Source organism: Halomonas koreensis (genome assembly GCF_031451675.1).
Lineage (GTDB): Bacteria > Pseudomonadota > Gammaproteobacteria > Pseudomonadales > Halomonadaceae > Halomonas > Halomonas koreensis.
On the sequence record NZ_JARWAK010000012.1, the window covers coordinates 14,927 to 39,830 of the forward strand.

Here is a 24,904-nt window from a genome sequence, read left to right on the forward strand (position 1 = left end):
ACCGGCGCCCTCCGGGGCGCCGTGCTTGACGGTCGGCGGCGTCAGCCATTAGAATGCGCAGCCTTTAACAGTGGGGCGGGTGCGCCCGCGCCACTGGGAAAGGAACGCAAGACAGGAGGCGAACGGCTACTCGCCTCCGCACAAGGCAACCCATTTTCGGAGCGATAAATGGCAACGATCAATCAGCTCGTGCGCAAGCCGCGCAAGCGCCAGGCCGCCAAGAGCGACGTGCCGGCGCTGCAGGCCTGCCCGCAGAAGCGCGGCGTCTGCACCCGCGTCTACACCACCACCCCGAAGAAGCCGAACTCGGCCCTGCGGAAGGTCTGCCGTGTGCGCCTGACCAACGGCTACGAGGTGTCTTCCTACATCGGCGGTGAAGGCCACAACCTCCAGGAGCACTCCGTGGTCCTGATCCGCGGCGGCCGGGTGAAGGACCTTCCGGGTGTCCGCTACCACACCGTTCGCGGCGCCCTGGACACCTCCGGCGTCCAGAACCGTAAGCAGGGTCGTTCCAAGTACGGTACCAAGCGCCCGAAGGCCTAAGCGCCCGCGCAGTACCGGCGACGATCGCCACAGAACATCGACATTGACACGGTCTGATAAGAGTAAGGTCGAGCCGCCTCGGGCGCGTCTCGGTTTTACCTGAAGGACCCTTCGGAAGAGGGCTTATCATGCCTAGAAGAAGAGTTGCGGCCAAGCGCGAGATTCTCCCGGATCCCAAGTTCGGATCCGAGCGCCTGGCGAAGTTCATGAACCACCTGATGATCAGCGGCAAGAAGTCCGTAGCCGAGCGCATTGTCTATGGTGCGCTGGACAGGGTTGCCGAGCGTTCCAAGGAAGAGCCGCTGGAGATCTTCGACAAGGCGCTGGAAGCCATCCAGCCCATGGTCGAGGTCAAGTCCCGCCGCGTCGGCGGTGCGACCTATCAGGTGCCGGTCGAGGTGCGTCCGTCCCGCCGTCAGGCGCTCGCCATGCGCTGGCTGGTCGACGCCGCTCGTCGTCGCGGTGAGAAGACCATGGTGCAGCGTCTGTCTGGTGAGATGCTGGATGCCGCCGAAGGCAAGGGTTCGGCCGTCAAGAAGCGTGAAGACGTGCATCGCATGGCAGAGGCCAACAAGGCCTTCTCTCACTACCGCTTCTAACCCGAATCGCCAACCAACGGGAGTTACATCGTGGCTCGCAAGACTCCGCTCAAGCGTTACCGCAATATCGGTATCGTGGCCCACGTCGACGCCGGTAAGACAACCACTACCGAGCGTATCCTGTTCTATACCGGCCTCTCCCACAAGGTCGGCGAGGTCCATGAGGGCGCCGCCACCATGGACTGGATGCAGCAGGAGCAGGAGCGTGGCATCACGATCACCTCCGCGGCGACCACCTGCTTCTGGCAGGGCATGAACAAGCAGTTCGATGAGCACCGCATCAACATCATCGACACCCCGGGGCACGTCGACTTCACCATCGAGGTGGAGCGTTCCCTGCGGGTGCTCGACGGTGCCGTCGTGGTGCTCTGCGGCAGCTCCGGCGTGCAGCCCCAGACCGAGACCGTCTGGCGCCAGGCCAACAAGTACGAAGTGCCGCGCATGGTGTTCGTCAACAAGATGGACCGCGCCGGCGCCGACTACTTCATGGTCCTCGACCAGCTCAAGGACAAGCTGGGCGCCAACGTGGTGCCGATCCAGATCAACTGGGGCGCCGAGGACGAGTTCAAGGGTGTCATCGATCTCATTCGGATGAAGGCCATCCAGTGGGACGAGGACAACTTCGGGATGAACTACGACCTGGTCGACATCCCCGCCGATCTCCAGGCCAAGGCCGAGGAGTATCGCGAGCACATGGTCGAGTCCGCCGCCGAGGCCTCCGAAGAGCTGATGGACAAGTACCTCGAGGAAGGGGACCTGTCCGAGGAGGAGATCAAGGCCGGTCTGCGTCGCCGCACCCTCGACAACGAGATCGTGCTGGTCACCTGTGGCTCCGCGTTCAAAAACAAGGGCGTCCAGGCCGTGCTCGATGGCGTCATCGAGTACATGCCGTCACCCACCGAGGTCAAGGCCATCGAGGGTGAGCTGGACGACAAGGACGGCACCATCGCCACCCGCGAGGCGGATGACAAGGCGCCCTTCGCTGCCCTGGCGTTCAAGATCGCCACCGACCCCTTCGTCGGCACCCTGACCTTCATCCGCGTCTACTCCGGCGTGCTGAAGTCCGGTGACAGCGTCTACAACTCCGTCAAGCAGAAGAAGGAGCGCGTCGGCCGTATCGTCCAGATGCACTCCAACTCCCGCGAGGAGATCAAGGAAGTGCTGGCCGGCGACATCGCCGCCTGTATCGGCCTGAAGGACGTCACCACCGGCGACACCCTGTGCGACCTGACCGACAAGATCGTGCTGGAGCGCATGGAGTTCCCGGACCCGGTGATCTCCGTGGCCGTGGAGCCGAAGTCCAAGGCCGACCAGGAGAAGATGGGCGTGGCCCTCGGCAAGCTGGCCCAGGAGGATCCGTCCTTCCAGGTCAAGACCGACGAGGAGACCGGCCAGACCATCATCTCCGGCATGGGCGAGCTGCACCTGGACATCATCGTCGACCGCCTGCGTCGCGAGTTCAAGGTCGAGGCCAACATCGGCAAGCCCCAGGTCGCCTACCGCGAGACCATCCGCAAGAGCGTCGAGCAGGAAGGCAAGTTCGTCCGCCAGTCCGGTGGTCGCGGCCAGTACGGCCACGTCGTCATGCGCATCGAACCGCTGACGGCCGAAGACAAGGGCGAAGATGAAGACATGCACTTCAAATTCGCGTCCGAAATCGTCGGCGGCGTGGTTCCCAAGGAATACGTGCCGGCCGTCGAGAAGGGGGCCTATGAGCAGCTCCAGAACGGTGTCATCGCGGGCTACCCGATGATTGACGTCAAGGTTACGCTGTTCGACGGTTCCTACCATGACGTGGACTCGAACGAGACCGCGTTCAAGGTCGCCTCTTCCATGGCGATCAAGGAAGGCGCACCCAAGGCCAAGGCCGTGTTGCTCGAGCCGGTGATGAAGGTCGAGGTCGTGACTCCCGAGGAGTTCATGGGGGATGTCATGGGCGACCTGAACCGCCGTCGCGGTCTGGTCCAGGGCATGGACGACTCGCCCGCGGGCAAGGTCATCCGCGCCACCGTTCCGCTGGCTGAGATGTTCGGTTACGCGACCGATCTGCGCTCTCAGACCCAGGGCCGCGCAAGCTACACCATGGAGTTTGCGGATTACGAAGAGGCGCCGTCCAGCGTCGTTGAAGCCGTCATCAACCAGAACGGTTAACCGTTAGCTAACGTAAAGAGGTCATAGCAGTGGCTAAGGAAAAATTCGAACGTTCCAAAACGCACGTCAACGTCGGTACCATCGGTCACGTCGACCACGGTAAGACCACGCTGACTGCAGCCCTCACTCGCGTGTCCGCGGAAGTCTTCGGTGGCGACGCCCGTGCGTTCGACTCCATCGACAACGCCCCGGAAGAGCGTGAGCGCGGCATCACCATCGCCACCGCTCACGTCGAGTACCAGTCCGAGGAGCGTCACTACGCTCACGTCGACTGCCCGGGTCACGCCGACTACGTCAAGAACATGATCACCGGTGCGGCCCAGATGGACGGTGCCATCCTGGTCTGCTCCGCCGCCGACGGCCCCATGCCGCAGACTCGGGAGCACATCCTGCTGTCTCGCCAGGTCGGCGTGCCGTACATCGTCGTGTTCCTGAACAAGGCCGACATGGTCGACGACGAGGAGCTGCTCGAGCTGGTCGAGATGGAAGTCCGCGAACTCCTGAACGAGTACGACTTCCCGGGCGACGACTGCCCGATCATCACCGGTTCCGCCCTGATGGCCCTGGAAGGCAAGGACGACAACGGCATGGGCACCACCGCCGTTGCCAACCTGATCAAGGCCCTGGACGCCTACATCCCGGAGCCGGAGCGTGCCATCGATCAGCCGTTCCTGATGCCGATCGAGGACGTGTTCTCCATCTCCGGTCGCGGTACCGTGGTCACCGGTCGTGTCGAGCGCGGCATCATCAAGGCCGGCGAGGAAGTCGAGATCGTCGGCATCAAGGACACCACCAAGACCACCGTCACCGGTGTCGAGATGTTCCGCAAGCTGCTCGACGAAGGTCGTGCCGGCGAGAACATCGGCGCCCTGCTGCGCGGCACCAAGCGTGACGACGTCGAGCGTGGCCAGGTCCTGGCCAAGCCGGGCACCATCACCCCGCACACCAAGTTCGAGGCCGAGGTGTACGTGCTGTCCAAGGACGAGGGTGGTCGTCACACTCCGTTCTTCAAGGGCTATCGTCCGCAGTTCTACTTCCGGACCACCGACATCACCGGTACCTGCGAGCTGCCGGAAGGCGTCGAGATGGTCATGCCGGGCGACAACGTCAAGATGGTCGTCAGCCTGATCGCCCCGGTCGCCATGGACGACGGTCTGCGCTTCGCCGTTCGCGAAGGCGGTCGTACCGTCGGCGCCGGCGTCGTGGCCAAGATCATCGATTGAGCATCGCGCTGATCGACTGATCGAAGGGGGCTCCTCGCGGAGCCCCCTTTCTGCGCACCGTCGCGAGGGGTTTGACTCTCGTCGGCGGCGCGCCTATAATGCGCATCCTTTGAATGCGTGGGTTGACGGCTCGCGCCGTCAAGATCCATTGGAGTTTAGGGCAAATGCAGAACCAGAAGATTCGCATTCGGTTGAAGGCCTTCGACCACCGCCTGATCGACCAGTCCGCTGCGGAGATCGTGGATACCGCCAAGCGTACCGGCGCCCAGGTGCGGGGTCCGATCCCTCTGCCGACCAATCGCGAGCGCTACACCGTGCTGGTTTCCCCGCACGTCAACAAGGACGCTCGTGATCAGTACGAGATTCGTACGCACAAGCGGGTGCTCGATATCGTCGAGCCCACCGAGAAGACCGTTGATGCCCTGATGAAGCTCGACCTCGCCGCCGGCGTGGACGTGCAGATCAAGCTCGACTGATACCACACTAGACACTCGCGGCCCAGCGTTCGCCCGCTCCAGAGGAAGGTGTCCAGCAGCCGCCGCGCCGGGATGGCGCCACACAACGTGCTAGTGGAATGCTCTGGAAAGGGCAGCCATAGCGGGTGATAGCCCCGTACACTATAGGAGACGTAGTAATGACTATCGGTTTGGTCGGTAAGAAGGCCGGGATGACCCGCGTCTTTACCGAAGACGGCGCCTCCGTGCCCGTGACCGTGATCGAGGTTGAGCCCAACCGCGTCACTCGCGTGAAGTCCGTCGAGTCCGACGGCTACGCCGCGGTTCAGGTGACCACCGGTTCCCGCAAGGCCAAGCACCTCTCCAAGGCCGAAGCCGGTCAATTCGCCAAGGCCGGTATCGAGGCCGGTCGTTCGCTGATGGAGTTCCGCCTGGACGAAGGCGTCGAGGCTCCGGAAGTGGGCGGCGAACTCACCGTATCCCTCTTCGAAGCTGGTCAGCGCATCGACGTGACCGGTACCTCCAAGGGCAAGGGTTTCCAGGGCGCCGTGAAGCGCTGGAACTTCCGCACCCAGGACAACAGCCACGGTAACTCCCTGGCCCACCGCGCGCCGGGTTCCATCGGCATGTGCCAGACGCCGGGCCGCGTGTTCAAGGGCAAGAAGATGGCCGGTCAGCTCGGCAACGAGCGTTGCACCGTCCAGAGCCTGGAAGTCGTCCGTGTCGACGCCGAGCGCAACCTGCTGCTGGTCAAGGGTGCCGTGCCCGGTGCCACCGGCAGTGATGTCATCGTGCGCAGCGCCGTCAAAGCAGGCTGAAGGGGAATTTACCGATGAATCTGAATCTTGCAGGTGCTGGCGGCACCGTCGAAGTCGCCGACGCTACCTTTGGCAAAGAATTCAACGAAGCGCTCGTGCACCAGGTCGTCACCGCCTATCTGGCCGGTGGTCGCCAGGGCACCCGCGCCCAGAAGAACCGTTCCGACGTGCGGGGCGGCGGCAAGAAGCCGTGGCGCCAGAAGGGCACCGGTCGTGCCCGCGCCGGCACCATCCGCTCGCCGATCTGGCGTGCCGGCGGCGTGACCTTCGCGGCCAGCCCGCAGGACCACGCCCAGAAGGTCAACCGCAAGATGTACCGGGCGGCCATGCGCTCCATCCTCTCCGAGCTGGTGCGTCAGGAGCGTCTGGTGGCCGTGGATGCCTTCGCCGTCGAGACCCCCAAGACCAAGCAGCTGGTCGCCAAGCTCGATGAGCTGGGTCTGGAGAAGGTGCTGATCGTCACCGAAGAGGTCGACGAGAACCTGTACCTCGCCGCCCGCAACATCCCCAACGTGGATGTCGTGGACGTGGCCGCCGCCGATCCGGTGAGCCTGGTCGCCTTCGACAAGGTGCTGGCCACCGTCTCCGCCCTGCGCAAATTCGAGGAGAAGCTGGCATGAACCAGGAACGTGTATTCAAGGTGCTGCTGGGTCCGCACGTGACCGAGAAGGCCGCCATGGCCGCCGAGCGCAACCAGTACGTGTTCAAGGTGGCGAGCGACGCAACCAAGCCCGAGATCAAGGTCGCCGTTCAGGAGCTGTTCGGCAAGAAGGTCGATCGCGTTCAGGTGCTGAACGTGAAGGGCAAGACCAAGCGCACCGCGCATGGCACCGGTCAGCGCAAGGGCTATCGCAAGGCGTACGTCACCCTGGCCGCCGGCGAGACGCTTGAAGACTTCTCTGGCGCCGAATAAGGGCAGGAGCACGGATCATGGCAATCGTCAAGACTAAACCTACTTCCGCCGGTCGTCGCCACGTCATCAAGATCGTCGGCGAGGAACTGTACAAGGGCCGCGCCTACGCGCCGCTGCTCGAGAAGCAGTCCAAGTCCGGTGGCCGCAACAACAAGGGTCGCATCACCACCCGCCACGTCGGCGGTGGTCATCGCAACCACTACCGGATCATCGACTTCAAGCGCACCAAGGATGGCGTTCCCGCCGTCGTCGAGCGCCTGGAGCATGACCCGAACCGCAGCGCTCACATCGCGCTGCTGAAGTACCTGGACGGCGAGCGCCGCTACATCATCGCCCCGCGCGGTGTGAAGGCCGGCGACCGTCTCGAGTCCGGCGTGAACGCAGCGATCAAGAAGGGCAATGCCCTGCCGCTGCGCAACATCCCGCTGGGTTCCACCGTGCACTGCATCGAGCTCAAGCCCGGCAAGGGCGCCCAGCTCGCACGCAGCGCCGGCACCAGCGCCCAGTTGGTCGCCCGCGAAGGCAACTACGCCACCCTGCGTCTGCGCTCCGGCGAGATGCGCAAGGTGCTGGCCGAGTGCCGCGCGACCCTGGGTGAGGTGAGCAACTCCGAGCACAGCCTGCGTCAGCTTGGCAAGGCCGGTGCGAAGCGCTGGAGAGGCGTGCGCCCGACGGTTCGCGGCGTGGCCATGAACCCGGTGGATCACCCGCACGGTGGTGGTGAAGGCCGCACCAGCGGTGGTCGTCACCCGGTGTCTCCGTGGGGTATGCCCACCAAGGGCCACAAGACCCGCAAGAACAAGCGCACCGACAAGCTGATCGTCCGTCGCCGCAAGGCCCGGAAGTAAGATCCCAAGCCAAGACATCAAGAGGTAACGGCTGTGCCACGTTCACTGAAGAAAGGTCCCTTTATCGACCTTCATCTGCTGAAGAAGGTTGAGACTGCAGTGGAGAAGAACGACCGCAAACCGATCAAGACCTGGTCGCGTCGTTCCATGATCCTGCCCAACATGGTCGGGCTCACCATTGCAGTCCATAACGGTCGCCAGCACGTCCCGGTGCACGTCTCCGAGGAAATGGTTGGCCACAAGCTGGGCGAATTCGCTGCCACCCGCACCTATCGCGGTCATGCGGCGGACAAGAAAGCCAAACGGTAAGCCGAGAGAGGATTAGAGATGGAAGTCACAGCAAAGCTGCGTGGCGCTCGTTTATCCGCCCAGAAGGCCCGTTTGGTGGCTGACCAGGTGCGCGGTAAGCCGGTCGCCGATGCACTCGACCTGCTGACCTTCTCCCCGAAGAAGGCCTCCAAGCTGGTCAAGAAGGTGCTCCAGTCCGCCATCGCAAACGCGGAAGAAAACAACGGCATGGATATCGACGAGCTGCGTGTCTCGACCATCTGCGTCGATGAGGGCATGACGCTCAAGCGCATCCGTCCGCGCGCCAAGGGCCGTGCGGATCGCATTCTGAAGCGCACCTGCCACATCACCGTCAAGGTAGCCGAGAAGTAGGAGTCGACCAGATGGGTCAGAAAGTCAATCCGACAGGCATCCGCCTGGGTATCGTCAAGGACCACGGCTCGGTCTGGTATGCCGAGCGCGGCGCCTATGCCGACAAGCTGAACAACGACCTCGAGGTGCGTCGCTTCCTGGAAGAGCGTCTGAAGAACGCCTCCGTGAGCAAGATCACCATCGAGCGTCCGGCCAACAACGCCCGAATCACCATTCACACCGCCCGTCCGGGCATCGTGATCGGCAAGAAGGGCGAGGACGTCGACAAGCTGCGTCGCGACGTCACTCAGATGATGGGCGTGCCGGTGCACGTCAACATCGAGGAAGTGCGCAAGCCGGAGCTGGACGCCCAGCTCGTCGCGCAGAACATCGCCGGCCAGCTCGAGCGCCGCGTGATGTTCCGTCGCGCCATGAAGCGCGCCGTCCAGAACGCCATGCGCCTGGGCGCCGGCGGTATCAAGGTGCAGCTCTCCGGTCGCCTCGGCGGCGCCGAGATCGCCCGTACCGAGTGGTACCGCGAGGGTCGCGTTCCGCTGCACACCCTGCGTGCGGACATCGACTACGCCACCTACGAGGCCAAGACCACCTACGGCATCATCGGTGTCAAGGTCTGGGTCTTCAAGGGTGAAATCCTCGGGGGCATCGAGGAGGTCCGCGCCAAGGCCAAGCAGTCGCAAGGTGCGCCCTCCAAGAAGAAAGGTTCCAGGTAAGGGGAGAGCGAGTCGATGTTACAACCCAAGCGTTTGAAGTTCCGCAAGGTGCAGAAGGGCCGCAATCGTGGCCTGGCGCATCGCGGCAGCAAGGTGAGCTTCGGCGAGTATGGCCTCAAGGCCACCGGCCGTGGCCGCGTCACCGCCCGCCAGATCGAGGCCGGCCGTCGTGCCATCACCCGTCACGTCAAGCGTGGCGGCAAGATCTGGATCCGCGTCTTCCCGGACAAGCCGATCTCCAAGAAGCCGCTGGAAGTCCGGATGGGTAAGGGTAAGGGCTCCGTCGAGTACTGGGTCGCGCAGATCCAGCCCGGCCGCGTCCTCTACGAGATCGAAGGCGTTTCCGAGGAGCTGGCTCGCGAGGCATTCGCCCTGGCTGCCCAGAAGTTCCCGGTCTCCACCACCTTTGTGAAACGGACGGTGATGTGATGAAAGCCCAGGAAATTCGTGAACAGTCCGCCGAGCAGCTCCAGGAGCAGCTCTTCGAACTCCTCCGTGAGCAGTTCAACCTGCGCATGCAGAAGGCCACCGGTCAGCTCAGCCAGACGCATCTGCTCAAGCAGGTTCGTCGGGATATCGCCCGCGTGAAGACTGTGCTCAACGAGAAGGCAGGTGTCTGAGATGGCCGAAGAAAAGAAAGCCCGTACGCTCACCGGCAAGGTGGTGAGCGACAAGATGGACAAGTCCATCGTCGTGATGATCGAGCGTCGTGAGCGCCACCCGATCTACGGCAAGTACGTAAAGCGCTCCACCAAGCTGCACGCCCATGACGAGGCGAACCAGGCCCGGATCGGCGACACGGTCTCCATCGAGGAATGCCGTCCGCTGTCCAAGAAGAAGGCCTGGTCCCTGGTCGACGTCGTCGAACAGGCCAAGGGTTGACCGGCTCACGCCAGTCCAACCAGTGCAGTCAGATTAGGTTTGGAGAAAACCGATGATTCAGACTCAGACAATGCTGGATGTCGCGGACAACAGCGGGGCGCGCCGGGTGCAGTGCATCAAGGTGCTGGGCGGTTCTCACCGTCGCTACGCCCGCGTCGGCGACATCATCAAGGTCACGGTGAAGGAAGCCATCCCGCGTGGCAAGGTCAAGAAGGGCCAGGTCCTCAAGGCGGTGGTGGTTCGCACCCGCAGCGGCGTCCGTCGTAACGACGGTTCGCTGATCCGCTTCGATGGAAATGCGGCGGTTCTGTTGAACAACACCAACGACCAGCCGGTCGGTACCCGGATCTTCGGTCCGGTGACCCGTGAGCTTCGTACCGAGAAGTTCATGAAGATCATTTCCTTGGCGCCTGAAGTGCTGTAAGGAGCGAGGCGGATATGCAAAAGATCAAACGTGACGACGAAGTCGTCGTCATCGCCGGCAAGGACAAGGGCAAGCGCGGCACCGTGAAGCGCGTCCTCAAGGACGACCGCTACATCGTGTCCGGTGTGAACATGATCAAGCGTCACACCAAGCCCAACCCCATGGCGGGTAATCAGGGCGGTATCGTCGAGCGCGAGGCTCCGATTCACGCGTCCAACGTGGCCATCTTCAACCAGGAGACCGGAAAGGCGGATCGCGTCGGCTTCCAGGTTCAGGAAGACGGTACCAAGGTACGTATCTACAAGTCGACGCAAGCGCAGATCGACGCCTAACGCGAGTCGGGTAGCAAAATGGCGAACTTGAAAGAACGTTATCAGAACGAGGTGGTGGCTCAACTCCAAGAGCAGTTCAGCTACGCCAACGTGATGCAGGTGCCCCGGATCACCAAGGTGACCCTGAACATGGGCATCGGCGACGCGATCAGCGACAAGAAGCTGATCGACAACGCCATCGGCGACCTGGAGAAGCTCTCCGGTCAGAAGCCGCTGGTGACCAAGGCACGCAAGTCCATCGCGGGCTTCAAGGTGCGTGAAGGCTGGCCGATCGGGATCAAGGTGACCCTGCGCTCCGAGCGCATGTGGGACTTCCTCGATCGCCTGGTGAATATCGCGATCCCCCGCGTTCGTGACTTCCGTGGTCTCAACCCGAAGTCCTTCGACGGTCGTGGCAACTACTCCATGGGGGTGCGTGAGCAGATCATCTTCCCGGAGATCGAGTATGATAAGATCGATCGGATCCGTGGTCTGGATGTCACCATCACCACCACCGCCAACACCGATGAAGAAGGTCGTGCGCTGCTTGGCGCGCTGAACTTCCCGTTCAAGAAATAAGGGTGGGATCATGGCAAAGAAAAGCATGGTAGAGCGTGAAGCGAAGCGCGCGAAGCTGGTGGAGAAGTACTCCGCCAAGCGTGCCGAGCTCAAGGCGATCATCCAGGACGTGAACGCTTCCGACGAAGAGCGCTTCGACGCGCAGCTCAAGCTGCAGCAGCTGCCGCGTGACTCCAGCCCGGTGCGTCAGCGCAACCGCTGCCGCGTCACCGGCCGTCCGCACGGCTACTACAACAAGTTCGGCCTCGGCCGCAACAAGCTGCGTGAAGCCGCCATGCGTGGCGACGTGCCCGGACTCAAGAAGTCCAGCTGGTAACGCCACGTAGAATCATCAGGAGCGCAACGTAAATGAGCATGCAAGACACTCTGGCGGATATGTTCACCCGTATCCGCAATGCGCAGATGGCCACCAAGGAGGCGGTGTCCATGCCGTCCTCCAAGCTCAAGGTCGAGGTGGCCCGCGTGCTGAAGGAAGAGGGCTATGTCACCGACTATGCCGTCAGCGAATCGGCCAAGCCCGAGCTGACCGTGACCCTCAAGTACTTCGAAGGCAAGCCGGTCATCGAGCATCTGCAGCGGGCTTCCAAGCCGTCACTGCGCAGCTACAAGGGCAAGGACACCCTGCCCAAGGTTGCCGAGGGCCTGGGTATCGCGATCGTCACCACCTCCAAGGGTGTGATGACCGACCGCGCGGCTCGCCAGGCCGGTGTCGGTGGTGAAGTCATCTGCACCGTATTCTAGGAGTCTGGAATGTCCCGCGTAGCCAAATATCCGGTTAAACTGCCCGCCGGCGTCGAGTTCAAGCTCGACGGCGACCAGCTGTCCGTCAAGGGCGGCCAGGGCTCGCTGTCCATGACCGTGCACCCCGACGTGGTCGTCGCCGAGGAGGAGGGTCAGCTGACCTTCCAGCCGAGCGAGACCGCCAAGAGCTGGGCGATGGTCGGCACCACCCGTGCCCTGGTTCAGAACCTGGTCACCGGTGTCTCCGAGGGCTTCACCAAGACCCTCGAAATCAATGGCGTCGGTTATCGCGCCCAGGCCAAGGGCCAGACGCTGAACCTGACACTGGGCTTCTCCCACCCGGTCGACTACGAACTGCCCGAGGGTGTCACGGCGGAAACGCCGAAGAACACCACCGTCGTGCTGAAGAGCGCTGACAAGCAGAAGCTCGGCCAGGTTGCCGCGGAAATCCGCGCCTTCCGTCCGCCCGAGCCCTACAAGGGCAAGGGTATCCGGTACGGCGACGAGCATGTCCGCCGCAAAGAAGCCAAGAAGAAGTAAGGCAGGGTTATGAACGCGAAGAAAGAATCTCGTCTCCGTCGTGCCCGCCGCGCTCGCGCCAAGATCCGCGAGCTGGGCGTGTATCGCCTGTGCGTGAACCGTACCCCGCGCCACATCTACGCGCAGATCATCTCGCCGGATGGTGGCAAGGTCCTGGCCAGCGCTTCCACGCTGGACAAGGCCCTGCGCGAGGGTGCGACCGGCAACGTCGACGCCGCCACCAAGGTGGGCGAGCTGATTGCCGAACGCGCCAAGCAGGCTGGCATCACCCAGGTGGCCTTCGATCGTGCCGGTTTCAAGTACCACGGTCGTGTCAAGGCCCTGGCCGACGCCGCTCGTGAAGGCGGCCTGGAATTCTAAAGGGTTTTACGATGGCGAAGAACGAACAGCAAAGCGGCGATCTGCAGGAAAAGCTCGTGCAGGTCAACCGTGTCGCCAAGGTGGTCAAGGGTGGCCGGATCTTCGGCTTCACCGCCCTGACCGTCGTGGGCGACGGTAACGGTCGTGTCGGCTTCGGCCGCGGCAAGGCCCGCGAGGTGCCGGTGGCGATCCAGAAGGCCATGGACCAGGCGCGCCGCAACATGGTCAAGGTCAACCTCAAGGGTGGTACCCTGCAGTACCCGGTGAAGGCCCGTCACGGCGCCTCCAAGGTGTACATGCAGCCCGCCTCCGAGGGTACCGGCATCATCGCCGGCGGTGCCATGCGCTCCGTGCTGGAGCTGGCCGGCGTCCACGACGTCCTGGCCAAGTGCTATGGCTCCACCAACCCGGTGAACGTGGTGCGGGCGACCGTCAACGGTCTGGCCTCCCTGCAGTCGCCGGAAGACGTGGCCGCCAAGCGTGGCCTGCCTGTCGAAGCGATCACGGGGTGAGTACCATGGCAGCAACGATCAAGGTTACCCAGACCCGCAGCACCATCGGCGTGCTGGCCAAGCACAAGGCCACCATGAAGGGCCTCGGCCTGCGCCGCATCGGTCACACGGTCGAACTGGAAGACACCCCTGCCGTCCGCGGCATGATCCACAAGGTCAACTACCTTGTGCGTGTTGAGGGAGAGTAATCCATGAAACTCAATAGCCTGAGCCCGGCACCGGGCTCCAAGCACGCCGAGAAGCGCGTCGGTCGTGGCATCGGCTCCGGTCTGGGCAAGACCGGCGGCCGCGGCCACAAGGGCCTCAAGTCGCGCAGCGGCGGCAGCGTGAAGCCCGGCTTCGAGGGCGGTCAGATGCCCCTGCAGCGTCGGCTGCCGAAGTTCGGCTTCACCTCCGCGAAGTCGCTGGTCTCCGAAGAGGTGCGCCTGGCCGAGCTGGGTCGCGTCGAGGGCGACGAGGTCACCCTGGAGAGCCTCAAGCAGGCCAACGTGCTCAAGGACGCCACGCAGCATGCCAAGGTGATCCTTTCCGGCGAACTGAACAAGGCGGTCACCGTCCGCGGTCTCAAGGTCACCAAGGGTGCCCGGGCCGCGATCGAGGCCGCCGGCGGCAAGGTAGAGGACTAAATGGCCAAGTCAGGAAACATGCCGGCGATGGGCAGCGGTCTGGGTGAACTCTGGGCGCGTCTGCGCTTCGTGCTCCTCGCCATCGTGGTCTACCGCATCGGTGCCCACATCCCCGTTCCCGGTATCAATCCTGACCAGCTTGCTGCCTTGTTCAGGGAGCAGCAGGGCACCATCCTGGGCATGTTCAACATGTTCTCGGGCGGTGCCCTGGAACGCATGAGCATCCTCGCCCTGGGCATCATGCCCTACATCTCGGCGTCGATCATCATGCAGCTGCTGACCGCCGTCTCGCCGCAGCTCGAGCAGCTGAAGAAGGAAGGTGAGGCCGGCCGCCGCAAGATCAGCCAGTACACGCGCTACGGCACCGTGCTCCTGGCCCTGGTCCAGGCCACCGGCATGTCGGTGGGCCTGGCCAGCCAGGGTATCGCCTACACGGCCGATTTCAGCTTCTACTTCACCGCCATCGTCACCTTCGTGTGCGGGGCGGTGTTCCTGATGTGGCTCGGCGAGCAGATCACCGAGAAGGGCATCGGCAACGGCATCTCGCTGCTGATCTTCTCGGGCATCGTCGCCGGGCTGCCGGGCGCCGTGGGTCAGGCCTTCGAGCTGGCCCGCAACGAGGGAGCCTGGAACGTGCTGCCGCTGCTGGCCCTGTCCATCCTGGGCATCGCCACCGTGGCCTTCGTGGTGTTCATCGAGCGCGGCCAGCGTCGCATCACGGTGAACTATCCGCGTCGCCAGGTCGGCAACAAGATGTATGCCGGCCAGAGCAGCTACCTGCCGCTGAAGGTCAACATGGCGGGCGTGATTCCGGCGATCTTCGCCTCCAGCATCCTGCTGTTCCCGGCCTCGCTGGGTCAGTGGGTCGGCGCCGGCGACGGCATGGAGTGGCTGCAGCGGGCGTCCCAGGCCCTGGGCCCGGGCCAGCCGCTGTACATCTTGCTTTTCGCGGCGGCGGTGGTATTCTTCTGCTTCTTTTACACAGCGCTGGTCTTCAATCCCAAGGACGTCGCCGACAACCTCAAGAAGTCGGGCGCCTTCCTGCCGGGCATCCGTCCCGGTGAACAGACCGCTCGCTACGTCGACAAGGTCATGACCCGTCTGACCCTGTTCGGCGCCCTCTACATCACTGCGGTTTCCCTGATGCCCCAGTTCCTGATCGTGGCCTGGAACGTGCCGTTCTTCTTCGGCGGGACCTCGCTGCTGATCGTGGTGGTGGTCATCATGGACTTCATGGCCCAGGTGCAGTCGCACCTCATGTCGCACCAGTACGAGTCGGTGATGAAGAAGTCCAACCTGAAAGGCTACGGTAGCGGCGGCATCATGCGCTGACGGCGCCGCAGGCCGATTTGGAGAGAACGATGAAAGTTCGAGCTTCCGTGAAGAAAATGTGCCGTAACTGCAAGATCATTCGTCGCAATGGCGCCGTCCGCGTCATCTGCAGCGAGCCGCGGCACAAGCAGCGCCAGGGCTGATCCCCTGACGCCGCACTAAACCGGGTGCCGGCATGCCCCTTGCCCCGAGGCGGGTAAAGGGGTATGCTGTTGCGCCTTTTGTAGATGACCAATCGAGCAAGCCGCTCAAATTTCGGAGTAAGCTGATGGCCCGTATAGCAGGCGTCAATATCCCGGACAACAAGCATGCGGCGATCTCGCTGACCTATATCTTCGGGATTGGCCGCACTCGCGCTCAGGAAATCTGTGTCGCGGCCGGCATTGCGCCGACCACCAAGATCCAGGAGCTGTCCTCTGAGGAAGTGGACACCCTGCGTTCCGAAGTCGGTAAGTACACCGTAGAAGGCGATCTTCGTCGTGATGTGACGCTGAACATCAAGCGTCTCATGGACCTGGGTTGCTACCGTGGTCTGCGTCATCGTCGTGGTCTGCCGCTGAACGGTCAGCGGACCAAGACCAATGCGCGTACCCGCAAGGGCCCGCGTAAGCCGATTCGCAAATAACACGCACGTACTGCGTAACGACAGGAATTGACATCAACATGGCTAACCCGCGTAGCAACCGTAAGAAGGTTAAAAAGCAGGTAGTGGATGCCGTCGCGCATATCCACGCCTCTTTTAACAACACGATCATTACGATCACAGACCGCCAGGGCAACGCCCTCTCCTGGGCGACTGCCGGTGGTTCGGGTTTTCGTGGTTCTCGCAAGAGCACCCCGTTCGCTGCTCAAGTGGCAAGCGAGCGTGCAGCGACCGCTGCAGCCGAGTATGGTGTGAAAAACGTCGACGTGCTGGTCAAGGGCCCCGGTCCGGGCCGTGAATCCGCCGTGCGTGCACTGAATGCCGCCGGCTTCCGCGTGCAGAGCATCACCGACGCGACGCCCATTCCCCACAATGGCTGCCGTCCGCCGAAGAAACGCCGCGTTTAAGGAGACAGATTCATGGCTCGTTACATTGGACCGAAGTGCAAACTGTCTCGTCGTGAAGGTACCGACCTCTTCCTGAAGAGCGGTGTCACTCCCTTCGAGAAGAAGTGCAAATCCGAGCAGATCCCGGGTGTGCACGGCCAGCGCCGTCAGCGGATTTCCGACTACGGCTTGCAGCTTCGCGAGAAGCAGAAAGTGCGCCGCATGTACGGCGTGCTCGAGAAGCAGTTCCGCAACTACTACAAGGAAGCGGCCCGCCTGAAGGGCGCGACCGGCGAGCTGTTGCTGCAGCTTCTCGAATCCCGACTGGACAACGTCGTCTACCGCATGGGCTTCGGCGCCACGCGTTCCGAGGCGCGTCAGCTGGTCAGCCACAAGGCCATCGCCGTCAACGGCAAGACCGTCAACGTGGCGTCCTATCAGGTCAAGCCGGGTGACGTGGTCTCCGTTCGCGAGAAGGCCAAGAACCAGGCGCGCATCCAGAACGCCCTGAGCATCGCCGCCAACCGTGGCGATGTGGCCTGGGTCGAGACCGATGCCAAGAAGATGGAAGGCACTTTCAAGGCTCTGCCTGAACGCGGTGACCTGTCTGCCGACATCAATGAGCAACTGATCGTCGAGCTGTACTCGAAGTAATCAGCGGCCAGGCCGCGCCGCTCCCCGTCGCCGGGGAGCGGCCGTCAGAACCGAGTATCCGTTTGGCAGCCTGAAAGGTATTCATCATGCAGCGTTCAGTGACAGAGTTTCTCCGTCCTCGCGACATCAAGGTCGAAGAGATCAGCGCACATCACGCGAAGATCGTGCTCGAGCCCTTCGAGCGGGGCTTCGGCCACACTCTGGGCAATGCTCTGCGTCGCATCCTGCTCTCGTCCATGCCCGGCTGCGCCGTGGTGGAAGCCGAGATCGCCGGTGTCGACCACGAGTACAGCGCGATCGAGGGCGTCCAGGAAGATGTCATCGAAATCCTCCTGAACCTCAAGGACGTGGCGATCAAGATGCACAGCCGCGACGAGGCGGTGCTCTCGCTGAACAAGCAGGGCCCGGCCGTCGTGACCGCGGGTGACATCGCTCTCGACCACGACGTCGAGATCGTCAACCCCGAGCACGTCATCGCGCACGTCAACGAGGGCGCCGAGCTGAAGATGCAGCTCAAGATCGCCCGTGGCCGCGGCTACGAGCCGGCCGACGTCCGCAGCGAGGCCGACGACGAGTCTCGTGCCATCGGCCGCCTGCAGCTGGATGCGACCTTCAGCCCCGTGCGTCGCGTTTCCTACTCCGTCGAGGCCGCGCGTGTCGAACAGCGCACCGACCTCGATAAGCTGATCCTCAACCTGGAAACCGACGGCACCCTGGATCCGGAAGAGGCGATCCGTCGCAGCGCGACCATCCTGCAGGAGCAGCTGGCCGCCTTCGTCGACCTGGAAGCCGACAAGGAACAGGAAGTGGAGGAGGAAGAGGATCATATCGATCCGATCCTGCTGCGCCCCGTAGACGATCTCGAGTTGACCGTCCGCAGCGCCAACTGCCTGAAGGCCGAGAACATCTACTACATCGGGGACCTGATCCAGCGCACCGAGGTGGAGCTGCTGAAGACCCCGAACCTCGGCAAGAAGTCCCTGAATGAGATCAAGGACGTGTTGGCCGCCCGCGGTCTGTCCCTGGGCATGCGGCTGGAAAACTGGCCGCCGGCAAGCCTGAAGGACGACAAGGCCTCCGCGTGAGCGTCGACTCGAGTCCCAGTTTGGTAAGGAATCACAACCATGCGTCATCGTAAGAGTGGTCGTCACCTGAATCGTACCAGCTCGCACCGCCAGGCCATGTTCAAGAACATGTGCGTGTCGCTGGTCGAGCACGAAGTGATCAAGACAACCCTGCCCAAGGCCAAGGAGCTGCGTCGTCATATCGAGCCGCTGATCACCCTGGCCAAGCAGGACAGCGTCGCCAATCGTCGCCTGGCCTTCAGCCGTACCCGCTCCAAGGAAGCGGTCGGCAAGCTCTTCAACGAGCTGGGTCCGCGTTACGCCGAGCGTCCGGGCGGTTACGTCCGCGTGCTGAAGTGCGGCTACCGCACCGGCGACAACGCCCCCATGGCCTACGTCGAACTGGTCGACCGTCCGGTCGTCGAGGAAGCCGCCGAGGACTGATCCTCGCGCGCGACCTCTGGTCCGACACGAACCGGCTCCCCCCGCGGGAGCCGGTTTTTTTGTTTCAGGCACGAGGAACGAGGCTCAAGGAGCAAGGAAGATCCTGGCCTCCGTCCAGCTGCAAGCTGCTAGCGAAGCCCTTGCAGCCTGTCATCTGCGGCACAGGCTCGTATGCCCCTCGCCCCTCGCCCCTCGCCCCTCGCCCCTCGCCCCTCGCCCCTCGCGCCTTGCACCTTGCACCTCGCCCCTCACCCACTTGACCTGGCGCAACCCTTAGTCGACAAACAAACAAAAAATCGAAAATCAACCAAAGTTCTACGCTAAATCATGGAATGATGAACATCCGTGTGATTTACTCAACGTATCGGTCGGGCGGCACCCCTCCGGGACCGCTCGCCGGCCGTGTATCGCATGCAGGGTCGAGTGGCACCGAGATGTTGCGTGTGCAAATACAACCTACAAAGTGCATGACGTGAGGTTTCCATGAAGATGATGTCTCCCTCCAAGGCCGCCGTGTTCGCCTCCCTGGCCGCGCTGGTCGCCAGTTCCGCGACCCTGGCCGACACCACCCGGATTCGCTTCCACACCTTCTACGGCACCGAGATGGACGAGATAGCCGAGAAGATGCAGGACCAGGTGCGCGAAGCCAGCGACGGCGAACTGCGCATCCACTACTTCCGTGGCGGCGAGCTGGTGGACAGCGACCAGTTCGTCGATGCTGTGTCCCGCGGCTCCATCGACGTCGCCTACGGCGTCGGCAGCTACTGGCCGGGTCAGGTCGACCTGGGCAACATCGAGGCCGGCCTGCCGGGGGCCTGGACCAGCACCGAGGAGGCACGGGCCATCTTCGAGGACCAGGGGCTCAACGAGCTGCTCGAAGACGCCTACGCCGAGAAGGATGTGGTGCTGCTCGGCCATGGCTACGGCAGCAACTACGACCTGCTGACCAAGGAGCCGGTCTCCAGCCTGGAGGACCTGCAGTCGATGAAGATCCGCGCCACCGGTCAGATGGCCCGGGTGCTGCAGGCCTTCGACATCCCCACCGTCTACCTGCCCGCCCAGGAGCTCTACGTCGGGCTGTCCACCGGGGTGATCGACGGCGCCATCTACGGCGGGCCCGTGGAGTACGAGCAGCTCAAGCTCAACGAGGCCGCCGACCACTACACCTTCCTGAACATGCTCAATCCCGGCTGGACCGAGACCGCCATCGTCAACGAGTCCACCTGGGAGGGGCTGTCCGAAGAGCACCGCGACATCCTGCGCGACGCCGTGGACCAGTACGCCCGCGATATCCACGCCTGGCTCGAGGAGGGCAACCAGCGGATCATCGAGGAGGGCGAGATGTTCGAGTTCGCCTCGCTGCCCGAGGAGGATTCCCGGCGCCTGACCGAGGCGGCCCAGGTCGTCTGGCAGGAGGAGGCCGACAAGTCCGAGCGTAACGCCCGGGCCATCGAGATCCTGGTCGAGAATGCCAAGGAACAGGGGCGTCTGTAGTGAACAAGGTGAGCCGCTATCTGGTGGCCCAGGATGGCCTGTCCGACGCGGTCGGGCGGGTCGTCTCCTGGCTGACGCTGGCGCTGATCGGCGTGCTGCTGTTCGAGATCGTCTCCCGCTACTTCCTGAACTCGCCCACCATCTGGGGGCACGAGCTGTCCACCATGTTCTACGGCGCCCTGTGCATCCTGGCCGGCAGCTACACGCTGCGCCATCACGGCCATGTGCGCAGCGAGGTGATCTACGGGCTGATGCCGCCCCGCCTCAAGGCCTTCTGCGACCTGGTGGTGTACGGCCTGGCGCTGGTGGTGCTGGCGGTGTTCTTCCGCCTGGCGGTGGACTTCGCCTACGAGTCCTGGCGTACCGGGGAGTTCTCCAACATGAGCGTCTGGCAGCCGCCCCTCTATCCCATCAAGTCGACCATTCCCCTCGGGGTGGGCCTGCTGATGCTGCAGACCCTGGCGGAGCTGGTGCGCGCCCTGCTGCGGCTGTTCGGCGTCGCCTACCAGGATCCGCGCGACGACCACTGACCCGCCCCGACGGCGTCGCGCCCGCCGGGCGCGGGCCGGCGCCGCTACCCACGACATGCGAGACATGTCCCGACAAGGTTTCCCCTTATGGCTGGATTGGAGCCTCTGACGATAACCGCCATCATGTTCGCCTCCATGCTGGTGCTGATGGCCATGGGCGCGCCCCTGACCTTCGCCCTGATGATCTCGGGCATGGGCAGCGCCTACCTGATGTTCGGGCCCGGCGGGCTCGACCTGCTGCTGGCGTCGGCCTACGGCGCCATGGACAACTTCTTGCTGGTGTCCCTGCCGCTGTTCATCTTCATGGGTCTGGTGCTGGAGCGCTCCGGCATCACCGACGACCTCTTCGAGATGATCCACAAGCTGATGGGCGGGGTGCCCGGCGGCCTGGGCGTCGGCACGGTGCTGGTGTGCGCGCTGATCGCCGCCATGGCCGGGGTCTCCGGCGCGGCCACGGTCAGCCTGGGGATCATCGCCCTGCCGGCGATGCTCAAGCGCGGCTACGACAAGCGCCTGGTGACCGGCACCATCATGGCCGGCGGGGCGCTGGGCTTCCTGATCCCGCCCAGCGTGCTGATGATCATCTACGCCTTCCTGTCCCGGGACTCCGTCGGCAAGCTGTTCGCCGCGGGCCTGGTGCCGGGGCTGATGCTGGCCGGCATCTACATCCTCTATATCCTGGTGCGCTGCCGCTTCCGCCCCGAGATGGGGCCGCCCGCGCCGCCCGAGGAGCGCTACGGCCTGGTCGACCGGCTCAAGGCGCTGCGTTACATCATCGCCCCGGGCATCCTGGTGGTCACCGTGCTGGGCTGCATCATCGGCGGGATCACCTCGCCCTCGGAGGCCTCGGCCATCGGCGCCGCCGGCGCGCTGCTGATCGCCGCCCTGCGCGGCCGGGCCAACTGGAAGCTGCTGCGCTACGCGATGCTCTCCACCACCAAGATCACCGGCATGCTGCTGTGGATCGCCATCGCCGCGGTCTTCTTCAGCAAGATCTATGTGGGCCTGGGCGCCGGCATGGTGGTCAGCGACCTGATCGAGGACTATGCGCTGTCGCCCTATGCGGTGATCATCGTGATGCTGGTCAGCTACTTCCTGCTGGGCATGTTCCTCGACGACTTCGCGATCATCTTCATCACCGTGCCGCTCTACGTGCCGATCGTCAGCGAGCTAGGCTTCGACACCACCTGGTTCGCGGTGCTGTTCATCCTCAGCATGCAGTCGGCCTACCTGACGCCGCCGTTCGGCTACAACCTCTTCTACATGCGCTCGGTGGCGCCCTCGCACATCACCATCGTCGACATCTACCGTTCGGCGCTGCCCTTCGTGGTGCTGCAGGTGATCGGCCTGGGCCTGATCGTGGCCTTCCCCCAGATCGCCCTCTGGCTGCCCGGCCAGCTGTTCTAGGGTCGCCTTCGCCCTGCCGCAACGACGCCGCCGCCCCTCGGGGCGGCGGCATCGTCATGCGCGGGCGAGGCGGCGGCTAGGCCGGCTCGGCGGGATGGGCCTGGCGCTCGAGCAGCGGCTTGAGGAAGCGCCCGGTATGGGAGTCCTCCTGGCGGGCGACCTGCTCCGGGGTGCCCTCGGCGATGATCCGCCCGCCCCCGGAGCCGCCCTCCGGGCCCAGGTCGATCAGCCAGTCGGCGGTCTTGATCACGTCCAGGTTGTGCTCGATGACCACGATGGTGTTGCCGTGGTCGCGCAGCCGGTGCAGCACGGTCAGCAGCTGGCGGATGTCCTCGAAGTGCAGACCGGTGGTGGGCTCGTCGAGGATGTAGAGGGTCTTGCCGGTGTCGCGCTTGGCCAGCTCGCGGGCCAGCTTGACCCGTTGGGCCTCGCCCCCGGACAGGGTGGTGGCGCTCTGGCCCAGGCGGATGTAGGACAGCCCCACGTCCATCAGGGTCTGCAGGCGCCGGGCGATGGCCGGCACCGGGGCGAAGAACTCGAGCGCCTCCTCGACGGTCATCTCCAGCACCTCGTCGATGCCCTTGCCCTTGTACTGCACCTCCAGGGTCTCGCGGTTGTAGCGCTTGCCCTTGCAGACGTCGCAGGGCACGTAGATGTCCGGCAGGAAGTGCATCTCCACCTTGATCATGCCCTCGCCCTGGCAGGCTTCGCAGCGTCCGCCCTTGACGTTGAACGAGAAGCGCCCCGGCTTGTAGCCCCGGGAGCGCGCCTCCTGGGTGCCGGCGAACAGCTCGCGGATCGGCGTGAAGATGCCGGTGTAGGTGGCCGGATTGGAGCGCGGGGTGCGGCCGATGGGGCTCTGGTCGATGTCGATCACCTTGTCCAGGTGCTCGAGGCCCTCGATGTCGTCGTGGGCCGCCGGGCTCAGCGCGGTGGCGCGGTTGAGCTCGCGGGCGGCGATCGGCATCAGGGTCGCGTTGATCAGCGTCGACTTGCCCGAGCCGGAGACCCCGGTGACGCACACGAAGAGGCCCAGCGGCAGGGTCAGGGTGACGTCCTGGAGGTTGTTGCCCCGGGCGCCGGAGAGCACCACCTGCTTCTCCGGGTTGCCGGGGATCCGCCAGGGCGGTACCTCGATGCGCCGCTCGCCGGCCAGGTACTGGCCGGTCAGCGAGTCCGGCGTGGCCATGATCTGCGCGGGGGGGCCCTGGGCCACCACCCGGCCGCCGTGGACCCCGGCCCCGGGGCCGATGTCCAGCACGTGGTCGGCGGCGCGGATGGCGTCCTCGTCGTGTTCCACCACGATCACGGTGTTGCCCAGGTCGCGCAGGTGCTCGAGGGTCTTGAGCAGGCGGTCGTTGTCGCGCTGGTGCAGGCCGATGGAGGGCTCGTCGAGGATGTACATCACCCCCACCAGGCCGGCGCCGATCTGGCTGGCCAGGCGGATGCGCTGGGCCTCGCCGCCGGACAGGGTCTCGGCGCTGCGCTCCAGGTTGAGGTAGTCGAGCCCGACGTTGACCAGGAACTCGAGGCGCGCGCGAATCTCGTTGAGGATCTTCTCGGCGATCTCGCCCTTGCGACCGGGCAGCGTCAGGGCCCGGAAGTAGGCCAGTCCCTCGCCGATCGGCAGGTGCACCACCTCGGGCAGGGTGCGGTCGTCGATATAGACGTGCCGCGACTCCTTGCGCAGCCGCGAGCCCTGGCAGGTCGGGCAGGGCTGGACGGCGATGTGGCGGGCCAGCTCCTCGCGCACCGAGCTGGACTCGGTCTCCCGGTAGCGCCGCTGCATGTTGGGCAGCACGCCTTCGAAGGGATGCTCGCGGGTCACCTTGCGGCCGCGGTCGTTGACGTAGGCGAAGGCGATGGCGTCGTCGCCGCTGCCGTGCAGGATGATGTCGCGCTCGTGGCGGGCCAGGTCCTGCCAGGGGGTCTCCAGGGTGAAGCGGTAGTGCTCCGCCACCGCCCGCAGCTGGTTGAAGTAGTAGACGCTGCGCCGGTCCCAGCCCTTGATCACCCCCTCGGCCAGGGACAGCTCGGGATGGCTGATCAGCTTGTCCGGGTCGAAGTACTGCTGGACGCCCAGGCCGTCGCAGGTGCCGCAGGCGCCGGCGGGGTTGTTGAAGGAGAACATCCGCGGCTCGAGCTCGGCGATGGAGTAGCCGCACACCGGGCAGGCGAAGCGCGACGAGAAGGCGAGGTCCTCGGCCTCGCCGTCCATGAAGTGGATCACCGCGGTGCCGTCGGCCAGGCCCAGGGCGGTCTCGAAGGACTCCGCCAGGCGCTGGGCCAGGCCCTCGCGGACCTTGATGCGGTCCACCACCACGCTGATGTCGTGCTTACGGTTCTTGTCCAGCGGGGCGATGTCGTCGAGCTCCAGCACCTGGCCGTCGACCATGGCGCGCACGAAGCCCTGGGCGCGCAGCTCGGCCAGCAGCTGCAGGTGCTCGCCCTTGCGTCCCTTGACCACCGGGGCCAGCAGCATCAGCTTGCTGCCCTCGGGCAGGGCCAGCACCTGGTCGACCATCTGCGAGATGGTCTGCGCCTCGAGGTCCTCGCCGTGCTCGGGGCAACGCGGGGTGCCGGCCCGGGCGTAGAGCAGGCGCAAGTAGTCGTAGATCTCGGTGATGGTGCCGACGGTGGAGCGGGGGTTGTGGGAGGTGGACTTCTGCTCGATGGAGATCGCCGGCGACAGGCCCTCGATGTGGTCCACGTCGGGCTTCTCCATCATCGACAGGAACTGCCGGGCATAGGTGGACAGCGACTCCACATAGCGCCGCTGGCCCTCGGCGTAGAGGGTGTCGAAGGCCAGCGAGGACTTGCCCGAGCCCGACAGGCCGGTGACCACGATCAGCCTGTCCCGGGGCAGTTCGACGTCGATCTGCTTGAGGTTGTGGGTGCGGGCACCCCTGACCAGAATCCTGTCCATTCCCACCTCGCGGGCCGCGGCAAAAACGCGATTATACGAGCCCGGGCGCGGCCCCGGCAAAAGTCGCGCCGGGCGCGGCGTTTCCTGTGACAGCGCGAGGCGCTAGAATGTGCGGTCCACCTCGGGGCG

At 64.3% G+C, this 24,904-nt stretch carries 36 protein-coding genes; 35 read left to right on the plus strand and 1 reads right to left on the minus strand.

From position 1 onward, the window contains the following. Positions 1 to 168 precede the first annotated feature (168 nt). The 35 genes from rpsL (at position 169) to QC818_RS13660 (ending at position 21,849) form a co-directional block, all read left to right on the plus strand. A complete protein-coding gene (rpsL, locus tag QC818_RS13490; RefSeq protein ID WP_040183144.1) occupies positions 169 to 543 on the plus strand; it encodes a 30S ribosomal protein S12 in 375 nt (124 codons plus the stop codon). Positions 544 to 671: 128 nt separating this feature from the next. Further along, a complete protein-coding gene (gene rpsG / locus QC818_RS13495; RefSeq protein WP_309653387.1) occupies positions 672 to 1,142 on the plus strand; it encodes a 30S ribosomal protein S7 in 471 nt (156 codons plus the stop codon). A 30-nt stretch (positions 1,143 to 1,172) separates the two neighbouring features. Next, positions 1,173 to 3,293: an elongation factor G gene (gene fusA, locus QC818_RS13500; protein ID WP_309653388.1), complete on the plus strand. Its 2,121-nt coding sequence runs from the start codon at positions 1,173 to 1,175 to the stop codon at positions 3,291 to 3,293. A 29-nt stretch (positions 3,294 to 3,322) separates the two neighbouring features. Next, the gene (gene tuf / locus QC818_RS13505) at positions 3,323 to 4,516 is read left to right on the plus strand and encodes an elongation factor Tu (protein ID WP_309653389.1); all 1,194 of its coding nucleotides are present in this window, start codon (positions 3,323 to 3,325) and stop codon (positions 4,514 to 4,516) included. A gap of 164 nt (positions 4,517 to 4,680) precedes the next feature. After that, a complete protein-coding gene (gene rpsJ, locus QC818_RS13510) occupies positions 4,681 to 4,992 on the plus strand; it encodes a 30S ribosomal protein S10 (RefSeq protein WP_089848256.1) in 312 nt (103 codons plus the stop codon). Positions 4,993 to 5,150: 158 nt separating this feature from the next. Beyond that, positions 5,151 to 5,789 (plus strand): 50S ribosomal protein L3, encoded by a 639-nt coding sequence (rplC, locus tag QC818_RS13515; protein WP_309653390.1) that lies wholly within the window; start codon positions 5,151 to 5,153, stop codon positions 5,787 to 5,789. Between the two features lie 14 nt (positions 5,790 to 5,803). After that, a complete protein-coding gene (gene rplD, locus QC818_RS13520) occupies positions 5,804 to 6,409 on the plus strand; it encodes a 50S ribosomal protein L4 (protein ID WP_309653391.1) in 606 nt (201 codons plus the stop codon). Beyond that, entirely contained in the window at positions 6,406 to 6,702 is a 297-nt protein-coding gene (gene rplW, locus QC818_RS13525) for a 50S ribosomal protein L23 (protein WP_309653392.1), read from the plus strand. The genes rplD and rplW overlap by 4 nt, the downstream gene beginning before the upstream one ends. A gap of 17 nt (positions 6,703 to 6,719) precedes the next feature. Next, positions 6,720 to 7,550 (plus strand): 50S ribosomal protein L2, encoded by an 831-nt coding sequence (gene rplB, locus QC818_RS13530; RefSeq protein WP_309653393.1) that lies wholly within the window; start codon positions 6,720 to 6,722, stop codon positions 7,548 to 7,550. A gap of 33 nt (positions 7,551 to 7,583) precedes the next feature. Then, positions 7,584 to 7,859, plus strand: coding sequence for a 30S ribosomal protein S19 (rpsS, locus tag QC818_RS13535; RefSeq protein ID WP_072824351.1), 276 nt, complete (start codon positions 7,584 to 7,586; stop codon positions 7,857 to 7,859). Positions 7,860 to 7,877: 18 nt separating this feature from the next. Beyond that, positions 7,878 to 8,210, plus strand: coding sequence for a 50S ribosomal protein L22 (rplV, locus tag QC818_RS13540; protein WP_290312033.1), 333 nt, complete (start codon positions 7,878 to 7,880; stop codon positions 8,208 to 8,210). 11 nt (positions 8,211 to 8,221) lie between these two features. Further along, complete coding sequence (rpsC, locus tag QC818_RS13545) at positions 8,222 to 8,920, plus strand: 30S ribosomal protein S3 (RefSeq protein WP_309653394.1); 699 nt, start codon at positions 8,222 to 8,224, stop codon at positions 8,918 to 8,920. Between the two features lie 15 nt (positions 8,921 to 8,935). Next, complete coding sequence (rplP, locus tag QC818_RS13550) at positions 8,936 to 9,349, plus strand: 50S ribosomal protein L16 (RefSeq protein WP_035596358.1); 414 nt, start codon at positions 8,936 to 8,938, stop codon at positions 9,347 to 9,349. Next, a complete protein-coding gene (gene rpmC / locus QC818_RS13555) occupies positions 9,349 to 9,540 on the plus strand; it encodes a 50S ribosomal protein L29 (protein WP_309653395.1) in 192 nt (63 codons plus the stop codon). Before rplP ends, rpmC begins: the two co-directional genes overlap by 1 nt. 1 nt (position 9,541) lies before the next feature. Further along, on the plus strand, positions 9,542 to 9,802 hold the full coding sequence (rpsQ, locus tag QC818_RS13560) for a 30S ribosomal protein S17 (protein WP_309653396.1): 261 nt from the start codon (positions 9,542 to 9,544) through the stop codon (positions 9,800 to 9,802). A gap of 52 nt (positions 9,803 to 9,854) precedes the next feature. Continuing rightward, positions 9,855 to 10,226 carry a 50S ribosomal protein L14 gene (gene rplN, locus QC818_RS13565; protein WP_309653397.1) on the plus strand — a complete coding sequence of 124 codons (372 nt, stop codon included), beginning with the start codon at positions 9,855 to 9,857 and terminating at the stop codon, positions 10,224 to 10,226. Between the two features lie 14 nt (positions 10,227 to 10,240). Then, on the plus strand, positions 10,241 to 10,558 hold the full coding sequence (rplX, locus tag QC818_RS13570) for a 50S ribosomal protein L24 (protein WP_183389493.1): 318 nt from the start codon (positions 10,241 to 10,243) through the stop codon (positions 10,556 to 10,558). Positions 10,559 to 10,576: 18 nt separating this feature from the next. Next, positions 10,577 to 11,116, plus strand: a complete 540-nt coding sequence (rplE, locus tag QC818_RS13575) for a 50S ribosomal protein L5 (protein WP_309653398.1) — start codon at positions 10,577 to 10,579, stop codon at positions 11,114 to 11,116. A gap of 10 nt (positions 11,117 to 11,126) precedes the next feature. After that, positions 11,127 to 11,432 (plus strand): 30S ribosomal protein S14, encoded by a 306-nt coding sequence (gene rpsN / locus QC818_RS13580; RefSeq protein WP_309653399.1) that lies wholly within the window; start codon positions 11,127 to 11,129, stop codon positions 11,430 to 11,432. Positions 11,433 to 11,464: 32 nt separating this feature from the next. Further along, a complete protein-coding gene (gene rpsH, locus QC818_RS13585) occupies positions 11,465 to 11,857 on the plus strand; it encodes a 30S ribosomal protein S8 (RefSeq protein WP_309653400.1) in 393 nt (130 codons plus the stop codon). Positions 11,858 to 11,866: 9 nt separating this feature from the next. Beyond that, positions 11,867 to 12,397, plus strand: coding sequence for a 50S ribosomal protein L6 (rplF, locus tag QC818_RS13590; protein WP_309653401.1), 531 nt, complete (start codon positions 11,867 to 11,869; stop codon positions 12,395 to 12,397). Between the two features lie 9 nt (positions 12,398 to 12,406). Continuing rightward, a complete protein-coding gene (rplR, locus tag QC818_RS13595) occupies positions 12,407 to 12,757 on the plus strand; it encodes a 50S ribosomal protein L18 (protein ID WP_309653402.1) in 351 nt (116 codons plus the stop codon). 11 nt (positions 12,758 to 12,768) lie between these two features. Then, positions 12,769 to 13,269, plus strand: a complete 501-nt coding sequence (gene rpsE, locus QC818_RS13600) for a 30S ribosomal protein S5 (RefSeq protein WP_097790608.1) — start codon at positions 12,769 to 12,771, stop codon at positions 13,267 to 13,269. Between the two features lie 5 nt (positions 13,270 to 13,274). After that, positions 13,275 to 13,457, plus strand: coding sequence for a 50S ribosomal protein L30 (gene rpmD / locus QC818_RS13605; protein WP_016419098.1), 183 nt, complete (start codon positions 13,275 to 13,277; stop codon positions 13,455 to 13,457). Positions 13,458 to 13,460: 3 nt separating this feature from the next. Further along, complete coding sequence (rplO, locus tag QC818_RS13610; protein ID WP_309653403.1) at positions 13,461 to 13,895, plus strand: 50S ribosomal protein L15; 435 nt, start codon at positions 13,461 to 13,463, stop codon at positions 13,893 to 13,895. Continuing rightward, positions 13,896 to 15,227 carry a preprotein translocase subunit SecY gene (gene secY, locus QC818_RS13615; protein ID WP_309653404.1) on the plus strand — a complete coding sequence of 444 codons (1,332 nt, stop codon included), beginning with the start codon at positions 13,896 to 13,898 and terminating at the stop codon, positions 15,225 to 15,227. It begins immediately after the preceding gene. A gap of 29 nt (positions 15,228 to 15,256) precedes the next feature. Further along, a complete protein-coding gene (gene rpmJ / locus QC818_RS13620; RefSeq protein ID WP_008959154.1) occupies positions 15,257 to 15,370 on the plus strand; it encodes a 50S ribosomal protein L36 in 114 nt (37 codons plus the stop codon). 125 nt (positions 15,371 to 15,495) lie between these two features. Then, positions 15,496 to 15,852: a 30S ribosomal protein S13 gene (gene rpsM / locus QC818_RS13625; RefSeq protein ID WP_309653405.1), complete on the plus strand. Its 357-nt coding sequence runs from the start codon at positions 15,496 to 15,498 to the stop codon at positions 15,850 to 15,852. Between the two features lie 38 nt (positions 15,853 to 15,890). Next, a complete protein-coding gene (gene rpsK, locus QC818_RS13630; RefSeq protein WP_013331014.1) occupies positions 15,891 to 16,277 on the plus strand; it encodes a 30S ribosomal protein S11 in 387 nt (128 codons plus the stop codon). Between the two features lie 12 nt (positions 16,278 to 16,289). Beyond that, positions 16,290 to 16,910: a 30S ribosomal protein S4 gene (rpsD, locus tag QC818_RS13635; protein ID WP_309653406.1), complete on the plus strand. Its 621-nt coding sequence runs from the start codon at positions 16,290 to 16,292 to the stop codon at positions 16,908 to 16,910. Positions 16,911 to 16,996: 86 nt separating this feature from the next. Next, positions 16,997 to 17,995 carry a DNA-directed RNA polymerase subunit alpha gene (locus QC818_RS13640; RefSeq protein WP_309653407.1) on the plus strand — a complete coding sequence of 333 codons (999 nt, stop codon included), beginning with the start codon at positions 16,997 to 16,999 and terminating at the stop codon, positions 17,993 to 17,995. 39 nt (positions 17,996 to 18,034) lie between these two features. Further along, entirely contained in the window at positions 18,035 to 18,418 is a 384-nt protein-coding gene (gene rplQ / locus QC818_RS13645) for a 50S ribosomal protein L17 (RefSeq protein WP_097790602.1), read from the plus strand. 483 nt (positions 18,419 to 18,901) lie between these two features. Further along, positions 18,902 to 19,912: a TRAP transporter substrate-binding protein DctP gene (gene dctP, locus QC818_RS13650; protein ID WP_309653408.1), complete on the plus strand. Its 1,011-nt coding sequence runs from the start codon at positions 18,902 to 18,904 to the stop codon at positions 19,910 to 19,912. Continuing rightward, positions 19,912 to 20,442 (plus strand): TRAP transporter small permease subunit, encoded by a 531-nt coding sequence (locus QC818_RS13655; RefSeq protein WP_309653409.1) that lies wholly within the window; start codon positions 19,912 to 19,914, stop codon positions 20,440 to 20,442. Before dctP ends, QC818_RS13655 begins: the two co-directional genes overlap by 1 nt. A gap of 123 nt (positions 20,443 to 20,565) precedes the next feature. Beyond that, a complete protein-coding gene (locus QC818_RS13660) occupies positions 20,566 to 21,849 on the plus strand; it encodes a TRAP transporter large permease (protein WP_309653410.1) in 1,284 nt (427 codons plus the stop codon). Positions 21,850 to 21,925: 76 nt separating this feature from the next. Here the strand turns inward: QC818_RS13660 and uvrA are convergent, their stop codons facing one another. Next, positions 21,926 to 24,775: an excinuclease ABC subunit UvrA gene (gene uvrA, locus QC818_RS13665; protein ID WP_309653411.1), complete on the minus strand. Its 2,850-nt coding sequence runs from the start codon at positions 24,773 to 24,775 to the stop codon at positions 21,926 to 21,928. Positions 24,776 to 24,904: the final 129 nt, after the last annotated feature.

Excerpts from the sequence above, each read along its gene's own strand:
- rplE (WP_309653398.1), top strand. The coding sequence starts at position 10,577 with ATGGCGAACTTGAAAGAACGTTATCAGAACGAGGTGGTGGCTCAACTC.
- rpmD (WP_016419098.1), top strand. The coding sequence starts at position 13,275 with ATGGCAGCAACGATCAAGGTTACCCAGACCCGCAGCACCATCGGCGTG.
- rpsN (WP_309653399.1), top strand. The coding sequence starts at position 11,127 with ATGGCAAAGAAAAGCATGGTAGAGCGTGAAGCGAAGCGCGCGAAGCTG.
- rplX (WP_183389493.1), top strand. The coding sequence starts at position 10,241 with ATGCAAAAGATCAAACGTGACGACGAAGTCGTCGTCATCGCCGGCAAG.
- rpsL (WP_040183144.1), top strand. The coding sequence starts at position 169 with ATGGCAACGATCAATCAGCTCGTGCGCAAGCCGCGCAAGCGCCAGGCC.
- dctP (WP_309653408.1), top strand. The coding sequence starts at position 18,902 with ATGAAGATGATGTCTCCCTCCAAGGCCGCCGTGTTCGCCTCCCTGGCC.
- rplD (WP_309653391.1), top strand. The coding sequence starts at position 5,804 with ATGAATCTGAATCTTGCAGGTGCTGGCGGCACCGTCGAAGTCGCCGAC.
- rpsJ (WP_089848256.1), top strand. The coding sequence starts at position 4,681 with ATGCAGAACCAGAAGATTCGCATTCGGTTGAAGGCCTTCGACCACCGC.
- rplP (WP_035596358.1), top strand. The coding sequence starts at position 8,936 with ATGTTACAACCCAAGCGTTTGAAGTTCCGCAAGGTGCAGAAGGGCCGC.
- rpsH (WP_309653400.1), top strand. The coding sequence starts at position 11,465 with ATGAGCATGCAAGACACTCTGGCGGATATGTTCACCCGTATCCGCAAT.
- rplF (WP_309653401.1), top strand. The coding sequence starts at position 11,867 with ATGTCCCGCGTAGCCAAATATCCGGTTAAACTGCCCGCCGGCGTCGAG.
- rplR (WP_309653402.1), top strand. The coding sequence starts at position 12,407 with ATGAACGCGAAGAAAGAATCTCGTCTCCGTCGTGCCCGCCGCGCTCGC.
- rplO (WP_309653403.1), top strand. The coding sequence starts at position 13,461 with ATGAAACTCAATAGCCTGAGCCCGGCACCGGGCTCCAAGCACGCCGAG.
- secY (WP_309653404.1), top strand. The coding sequence starts at position 13,896 with ATGGCCAAGTCAGGAAACATGCCGGCGATGGGCAGCGGTCTGGGTGAA.
- rplW (WP_309653392.1), top strand. The coding sequence starts at position 6,406 with ATGAACCAGGAACGTGTATTCAAGGTGCTGCTGGGTCCGCACGTGACC.
- rpsD (WP_309653406.1), top strand. The coding sequence starts at position 16,290 with ATGGCTCGTTACATTGGACCGAAGTGCAAACTGTCTCGTCGTGAAGGT.
- rpmC (WP_309653395.1), top strand. The coding sequence starts at position 9,349 with ATGAAAGCCCAGGAAATTCGTGAACAGTCCGCCGAGCAGCTCCAGGAG.
- rpsM (WP_309653405.1), top strand. The coding sequence starts at position 15,496 with ATGGCCCGTATAGCAGGCGTCAATATCCCGGACAACAAGCATGCGGCG.
- rplB (WP_309653393.1), top strand. The coding sequence starts at position 6,720 with ATGGCAATCGTCAAGACTAAACCTACTTCCGCCGGTCGTCGCCACGTC.
- rpsK (WP_013331014.1), top strand. The coding sequence starts at position 15,891 with ATGGCTAACCCGCGTAGCAACCGTAAGAAGGTTAAAAAGCAGGTAGTG.
- rpsG (WP_309653387.1), top strand. The coding sequence starts at position 672 with ATGCCTAGAAGAAGAGTTGCGGCCAAGCGCGAGATTCTCCCGGATCCC.
- rplN (WP_309653397.1), top strand. The coding sequence starts at position 9,855 with ATGATTCAGACTCAGACAATGCTGGATGTCGCGGACAACAGCGGGGCG.
- rpsQ (WP_309653396.1), top strand. The coding sequence starts at position 9,542 with ATGGCCGAAGAAAAGAAAGCCCGTACGCTCACCGGCAAGGTGGTGAGC.
- rpmJ (WP_008959154.1), top strand. The coding sequence starts at position 15,257 with ATGAAAGTTCGAGCTTCCGTGAAGAAAATGTGCCGTAACTGCAAGATC.
- rplC (WP_309653390.1), top strand. The coding sequence starts at position 5,151 with ATGACTATCGGTTTGGTCGGTAAGAAGGCCGGGATGACCCGCGTCTTT.
- QC818_RS13640 (WP_309653407.1), top strand. The coding sequence starts at position 16,997 with ATGCAGCGTTCAGTGACAGAGTTTCTCCGTCCTCGCGACATCAAGGTC.
- rpsE (WP_097790608.1), top strand. The coding sequence starts at position 12,769 with ATGGCGAAGAACGAACAGCAAAGCGGCGATCTGCAGGAAAAGCTCGTG.
- rplQ (WP_097790602.1), top strand. The coding sequence starts at position 18,035 with ATGCGTCATCGTAAGAGTGGTCGTCACCTGAATCGTACCAGCTCGCAC.
- uvrA (WP_309653411.1), bottom strand. The coding sequence starts at position 24,775 with ATGGACAGGATTCTGGTCAGGGGTGCCCGCACCCACAACCTCAAGCAG.
- rpsC (WP_309653394.1), top strand. The coding sequence starts at position 8,222 with ATGGGTCAGAAAGTCAATCCGACAGGCATCCGCCTGGGTATCGTCAAG.
- rplV (WP_290312033.1), top strand. The coding sequence starts at position 7,878 with ATGGAAGTCACAGCAAAGCTGCGTGGCGCTCGTTTATCCGCCCAGAAG.
- QC818_RS13660 (WP_309653410.1), top strand. The coding sequence starts at position 20,566 with ATGTTCGCCTCCATGCTGGTGCTGATGGCCATGGGCGCGCCCCTGACC.